Here is a 7,212-nt window from a genome sequence, read left to right on the forward strand (position 1 = left end):
TAAATTATCATTATTACATCAAAAAAGCCATCCATTCCGCAGAACAGATAGCTTAATAATCCAGCTATACCAATTTAAATTGCAATTTAGGCAATTTTATTTATCAGTACTACTTGAAAAAGAACCATTTATTTAGCTGGTTCAGATTCTTCAACCTGTTTAGCTGATTCGGTAATTTCATCAATTACTTTACGAATAGCAATATCATGTTTCAGCATATCATCGCTGAGCGACTTACGGATTACGTCCGCTTTCATATTATATTCCTTAGCTAAGTTTTCAAGCTCCTGATTAATCTCATCAGCAGTTACTTCAACATCTTCCTTAGCAACAATTGCTTCCAAAACTAAATTAGTCTTGACGCGCTTTTCAGCTCCATCTTCAAACTGTTTACGCAGATCCTTTTCAGAGGTACCAGTAATCTTATAGTATGTTTCGGGATTAATTCCCTGCTGTTGCATACCACTTAAATACTGATCCATTTGACGTTTAACATCTTCTTCAAGCATTGCTGCTGGAATTGGTCCAATCTTAGCATTAGCAACTGCTTTGTCAATTGCCTCATCTTGGACAGCTTCTTTAGCAGCCTCCTTTTTACTATCTTGCAGTTGTTCCTTAATCTTAGCCTTTAATTCTTCTAAAGTGTCGACTTCTTCATCAACATCTTTAGCAAAATCATCATCTAAGTCTGGCAACTGTTTTTCTTTAATCTCATGCAACTTAACTGAAAAAACAGCCTTTTTACCTTGAAGATCTTGTGCCTGATAATCATCAGGGAATGTTACCTTAACTTCAACTTCATCCTCAGCTTTATGTCCAATCAATTGATCTTCAAAGCCAGGAATAAACGCATTAGAGCCGAGTTCCAGCGAATAATTCTTAGCTGTGCCGCCATCAAATGTCTCACCGTCGACCTTGCCTTCAAAATCAATGATTACTGTATCGCCCTTAGCCGCTGGTTGATCTTCTTTCAAAACCAATTCAGCTTGTTGATCACGCTTTTTCTTCAACTCAGCTGCTACTTCATCATCGCTGACCTCAGTTGAATGAGCAGCTACTTCTAAGCCCTGATAATCGCCAATTTCAACCTCTGGTTCAACTGTTACATCAGCTGTCAGTACCCAAGTTTGACCCTTTTCCATACTTTCAACATCAATTTTCGGTTGATCAACTGGCTTAATTTTCGTTTCTTCAATTGCAGCACTATAAGCATCTGGTAATAAAATATTAACCGCATCTTGATAAAGTGCTTCTTCACCATATAAATGATCAAAGATTTGACGAGGTACTCGTCCCTTACGAAAACCAGGAACATTCAAATTCTTTTTAACTTTTAAGAAGGCTTGATCCAAGCCTTCTTTAATCTTATCAGGTTCAATTTCAAAAGTAAGTTTGCCTGTATTCTCACTTTGTTTTTCCCATTTTGCAGACATTATTTTCCCTCCGCACAAAAAATTTGTTCAAAAAAGAACTAACACATACTAGATAATTCTAACTTAAATCACTCAAATTGTAAATGATTCTGTTTAAAAAAAGACCTGATTTTGTTGTAAATCAAGTCTAATCAAAATCAACTATAAATATGTAAAAACTCGGGCAACTTACCCGAGTTAAAAAACTATTAATCCAGGACGTCAGAAACGACACCGGCACCAACAGTCCGTCCACCTTCACGAACAGTAAACTTCAAGCCTTTTTCAATTGCAACTGGAGCAATTAATTCAACTGTAAAGGTTACATTATCACCAGGCATAACCATTTCTACGCCTTCAGGCAATTCGATTACACCGGTAACATCAGTTGTATGGAAGTAAAACTGTGGGCGATAATTTGAGAAGAATGGTGTATGACGTCCACCTTCTTCTTTTGTTAAGACATAAACTTCACCCTTGAATTTCTTGTGAGTCTTAATAGTACCAGGAGCAGCCAAAACTTGTCCACGTTCAACTTGGTCACGGTTAATACCACGTAACAATACACCAACGTTATCACCAGCTTCACCAAGATCCAACGTTTTACGGAACATTTCTAGCCCAGTAACTGTTGATTTCAAAACTTCTTCTTTCAAACCAACAATTTCAACTTCATCTCCAACTTTAACAGTTCCACGATCAATACGACCAGATGCAACCGTACCACGACCAGTGATGGTAAAGACATCTTCAACTGGCATTAAGAACGGCTTATCTGTAGGACGATCTGGAGTCGGAATATATTCATCAACTGTATCCAACAATTTTTCAACTTGCTTGACAGCTTCTGGATCGCCTTGAAGAGCCTTCAAAGCAGAGCCACGGATAATTGGAGTATCATCACCAGGATAATCGTACTCATTTAAGAGTTCACGAACTTCCATTTCAACCAAATCAAGCAATTCATCATCATCAACCAAATCACATTTATTTAAGAAGACAACGATATAGTTAACACCAACCTGACGAGCAAGCAAAATGTGCTCACGTGTTTGTGGCATAGGACCATCTGTAGCTGCAACAACTAAGATCGCACCATCCATCTGAGCAGCACCAGTGATCATGTTCTTAACGTAGTCAGCATGTCCTGGAGCATCGATATGTGCATAATGACGCTTTTCAGTCTCATATTCAACGTGAGCTGTGTTGATTGTGATTCCACGTTCACGTTCTTCTGGTGCAGCATCAATTGATGCATAATCTTCTTCCTTAGCTAGTCCTTTAGCAGCTAAAACTTTTGTAATAGCAGCTGTTAAAGTTGTCTTCCCATGGTCAACGTGGCCGATAGTACCAATGTTTACATGGGGTTTTGTTCTTTCGTAATGTTCTTTTGCCATTAATACGAACCTCCTGTAATTTTGCAAGAAAAATCCGCAACAAAAACCAATTGCCGATAATCCTTTAATTTTTATTATACTACTTCCATCAAAGAATACCAAGTAAAAACTATATCTCTAACAGAAGAATCCTTATGCTATTATATAGGGTGGCCTCATATTTGTAAATAGCCAACTGGCAGAAATAAAATTAAATATCCCACTCACTTAAATATGTTTCTAGCAGCAAACACAAATCTCTTTGTTCTTTCCCTACCAGTTCATCTTTTTCCCCCAAAAGAATGGCCAACCATGTGCGATTGAACTTAGCCATCCGATCCTCGAACGGATAAAGCAGTTGTAACTTAAGAAAGACTTCTCTTTTTTGCAAAGCCGCGAGTTGCTGATCGGAAAAGTGCGAAAAGTAAACTGCAAATTTTTTCCTGAGTTTTGAACTTTTAAAATCATGCAAGTTGCTAGGAATCACTGTAATGTTTTCGCCATTTAAAAAACTAAGTCCATATTTTGTCTGAATTTTCAAAGCTCTCAGATTATCCAATAATTCACTTTTCAGTAACGGATGGACAGTTCGCATTGCTATAACTTCTTTACTCAAAGCTAAAAAATCAACTAACGGTAAATGTAACATTTTTTCAGCTAATCGTCGTTGAGCAGGCACTGGGCAAAAACTGATTTTTTTACTCTCTGACTGACACAGGCTAATAAACTGCTGGTCTGCTTGATTTTCAGCTTGGTCGATCATCCTTCTAAACTTATTTTTTTCGTCCTGATTCATATATTGTTTGAAGTAAATAAATAACTTCCGCATTTTTAAAAATAAAGCTGCTTTTCCCATCGCCCAAAAAAGCTGTTCCAAATAATCATCATCAGCAATGTAGGCAGTTAAATATTCTTCAGCTGTCGCGACTGCCAGTGAATAATCTTTTAAGGCCAGAAAATTTGAAAATAATAAATAATTGATCCTGAAACTTTTCTTTTGTTGATAACAATTTTTCAAAAGTCCATTTGCTAGCTGAAATTTCCCTTGGGTGCTCAAAATTTCTGCTTCCCGCAAATCAAAAGTAATTTGATCTTTCGATACCAAAAATCCATCTTTTCCTTTCATTTTAATAATCAGCAAGAAGCCATGGAAAATAGCATTTAAGCTCACAAATCCCATGGCTTCAAAAAATTAAAAATAAGTTTCTAATTTACTTCTGCGCTATTACTTTCCTTTTTTTAAAACGATGATGCTGATTAGTCTCCATAATGATCGGCAAAATTACGGGATGCCGTTTAGTTTGTTCATATAAGAAGTGATTTAATTGATCACGAATATCTTGTTTAAGGTGTCCCCAATCGAACTCTTTATTATCCAAATTTTTTTGAACAACCTTGATCACAATTTTTTGGCTTTCTAAAATCAAATCATGACTAGTTTTTAAATAAACGAACCCTCGCGAAGTAATTTTTGGCTGATCAACAATTTCTTTTTTCTTCCGATTGATGGTCACTACAGCAATAAAAACGCCATCTTCCGACAAGGCTTTACGATCTCGCAAAACTATATTACCAATATCGCCAACACCACTACCATCAATTAATGTATTACCTACCTCAACTGAAGCAGCCAAAAGAAACTTATTACGTTCATATTCAAGCAGATCGCCTTTAGAAGTTAAGAAAATATTTTCTTTTGGTATCCCAACTTCACGAGCACAATCTGCATTAGCTGCCATTAACCGATATTCCCCTTGGATTGGTATAACATAGCGCGGTTTTAGCAGATTCATCATCAACTGCAAATCATTACGACTAGCATGACCTGATGAATTTAACTCATCAGCAATTGTTTTAACATCAGCCCCTGCACGGTAAATCATATCTTTTGTCCTAGCTACCATCGTATCCATTGCGTGCGACGGTGTTGTAGTAATAAAAACAAGATCACCTTCCTGCAAGGAAACTTTAGGATGTCGATGCACGGCCATTTTCTGCAAGGATTTTAACGGTTCACCCGAGCGGCCTGTTTCTAAAATAACTATCCGTTCGTCAGGAAACTGCTTAATGTTCTTAAAAGGTACTAATAAATCTTCAACTGGCAACTTTAACTTATTCAATTTCAAAGCTGTGTGAATAATTTCTTCGGCATCATGACCTGCTAAAGTTACTTTACGATCATTCTTGGCGGCAGCATCAAAAATTTGCTGCACTCGCAAAATATTTGATGCCACACAAGCGACAATGATTCTTCCTTTACGGTATTCAAAATTATCGCTAACTAACTCATAAATTTCACGCTCATCAACCGTTTCTTTGGGGTTTTCAGCATTCGCCGAATCACTTAAAAGAGCTAACACCCCATCCTTGCCAATTTCAGCTAAACGTCCAAAATCCGTCTGGTATTCTGGAGCAGCTGTTTGATCGAAACGAAAATCACCAGTATAAACAATATTTCCTTCAGCAGTTCTAATGACAATCCCTAACGATTCAGGAATTGAATGCGTAGTCCTAAAGAAAGAAACCATTGTACCTGCAAAATCAATTTCAGTTTTTTCATTAACGATATGAAAATCATTAAAATTAGCAACTCGTTTGTTTTTGTCAGCTTTAACACTAATTTTTGCTAAAGCAATCGTCAGTTCACTACCAAAAACTGGAACATTGAACTCACTTAAAAAATATGGCAACGCGCCAATCGCATCTGCATGCCCATGTGTCAAAAAAACTCCAACGATTCGCTGCGAATTTTCTCGTAAATATGAAAAGTCAGGAATTATCGTATCAATTCCTAGAGGCTCATTTTCAGGATACTTTAAACCACAATCAAGAATATATATTTCATCATTCACTTCAACTGTGTACATGTTTTTAGCATTTTCTCGTACACCACCAATTGGAATGATCTTCAAATTGGACATATTTTCCTCCTTAACACTAAATGTCTAGTTTTTGATAAAGTTCATTTAATCTTTCTGTTGGATACTCTAAAATCGGTAAACGGCAACTGCCAACATTGATTCCAATTTGGTTCAAGGCTGCTTTTGTTGGGCTGGGAGATGGGGCTGAAAACATAGCTTGCATTTTAGGAGTCAAAAAGCGCATCAACTTTGCTGCTGTTAAAAATTTTCCTTCATCAACAGCTTGATACATTTGACTCAACTTTTCACCATATAAATGGCTGGCAACTGAAATAACTCCCTTGGCACCAATCGTTTTAGCAGCTAAAGCATCAGCATCTTCTCCGGTATAAACTAAAAAGCCGTCAGCGACTTGTTCAACAATTTTTGCCAAATTTACATTGCCGGTGCAGTCTTTCAAACCAATAATATTTTTGCTTTTTGACAAATATGCGATTGTCTCAACATCCATCGTGACACCAGTTCGACCAGGAATATTATAAATAAATAATGGTAACTTGCTGGCTGCTGCAACTGCTTCAAAGTGAGCAATCATTCCTCGCTGATCAGGTTTATTATAATACGGAACAACCACCAATGCAGCATCAACACCGTTAATTTCAGCAACTTGATTAGTAAACTCGATCGTTGTCTGCGTATTATTCGTACCTGTTCCAGCAATTATCGGAACTCTACCAGCAACTATTTCAACTGTTTTTTTAATTAAAGCTAACTTCTCAGTTTTACTCAAAGTTGGGCCTTCACCAGTTGTTCCACTAACTAAGATTCCTTGTGTACCTGTTTTTAATAAATGTTCAATCAAGCTTTGCAGACGTACAAAGTCTAGCTTTCCTTCTTCATCAAAGGGAGTGACCATTGCAGTAATAATTTCTGCATTTTGAAAATCCATAATAATTCCTCCAATATTAACTTTAAAGATTTATATGTATAAGCAACCATCCGAACTGTTTTCTTAGAGAGTAATTATATCACATAATTATGAATAAATAAAAAATCCAGTACAGAATCACTCTCTGTACTGGATTTTTATTATTAACGACGCAATCCCAAACTTTTAATTAAATCACGATATCGTTGAACATCATTTTTACGTAAATAAGCCAATAAGTTACGCCGATGACCAATTTTCTTCATCAGGCCACGCTGCGAAGCGTAATCCTTTTTATGAGTCTTAATATGTTGATTAAGTTCATTAATATCTGCTGTTAAGACAGCTACTTGAACTTCAGCTGAGCCTGTATCTCCTTCATGCAAAGCGTATTTTTGCATTACTTCGTTTTTCTTTTCTTTAGAAATTGCCATTATTAAATCCACCCTTCAATATTTGCACTCCTTCTTCCCGGAAACACGTCGGTGACTCGAGCTTCTGAGAAAGAGGAAAATAACAGAACATACTTATGTTACCCGATAAGCATTTAAAAAGCAAGAAAAAAATTTTTTTAGCTAGTCAAGCAAAATTCCTTGACAGAAGTCGACATTTTTATTGCATTGTCGGTTGGCCTC

At 36.7% G+C, this 7,212-nt stretch carries 6 protein-coding genes; all 6 read right to left on the reverse strand.

Annotation, left to right across the window (positions count from 1 at the left end; genetic code table 11):
- Positions 1 to 128: 128 nt before the first annotated feature.
- The 6 genes from tig to rpsO all read right to left on the reverse strand — a co-directional run bounded on the left by tig (position 129) and on the right by rpsO (position 7,011).
- Complete coding sequence (gene tig, locus KH893_RS10850; protein ID WP_281166147.1) at positions 129 to 1,433, reverse strand: trigger factor; 1,305 nt, start codon at positions 1,431 to 1,433, stop codon at positions 129 to 131.
- A gap of 188 nt (positions 1,434 to 1,621) precedes the next feature.
- A complete protein-coding gene (gene tuf, locus KH893_RS10855; protein ID WP_281166148.1) occupies positions 1,622 to 2,809 on the reverse strand; it encodes an elongation factor Tu in 1,188 nt (395 codons plus the stop codon).
- A 190-nt stretch (positions 2,810 to 2,999) separates the two neighbouring features.
- Entirely contained in the window at positions 3,000 to 3,914 is a 915-nt protein-coding gene (locus tag KH893_RS10860; protein WP_281166149.1) for a hypothetical protein, read from the reverse strand.
- A gap of 85 nt (positions 3,915 to 3,999) precedes the next feature.
- Positions 4,000 to 5,709, reverse strand: coding sequence for a ribonuclease J (locus KH893_RS10865; RefSeq protein WP_281166150.1), 1,710 nt, complete (start codon positions 5,707 to 5,709; stop codon positions 4,000 to 4,002).
- Positions 5,710 to 5,725: 16 nt separating this feature from the next.
- Positions 5,726 to 6,598, reverse strand: a complete 873-nt coding sequence (dapA, locus tag KH893_RS10870) for a 4-hydroxy-tetrahydrodipicolinate synthase (RefSeq protein ID WP_281166151.1) — start codon at positions 6,596 to 6,598, stop codon at positions 5,726 to 5,728.
- A 143-nt stretch (positions 6,599 to 6,741) separates the two neighbouring features.
- A complete protein-coding gene (gene rpsO, locus KH893_RS10875) occupies positions 6,742 to 7,011 on the reverse strand; it encodes a 30S ribosomal protein S15 (RefSeq protein WP_281166152.1) in 270 nt (89 codons plus the stop codon).
- Between the last annotated feature and the right edge of the window lie 201 nt (positions 7,012 to 7,212).

The sequence above is a fragment of the Liquorilactobacillus sicerae genome (genome assembly GCF_029916425.1).
Lineage (GTDB): Bacteria > Bacillota > Bacilli > Lactobacillales > Lactobacillaceae > Liquorilactobacillus > Liquorilactobacillus sicerae.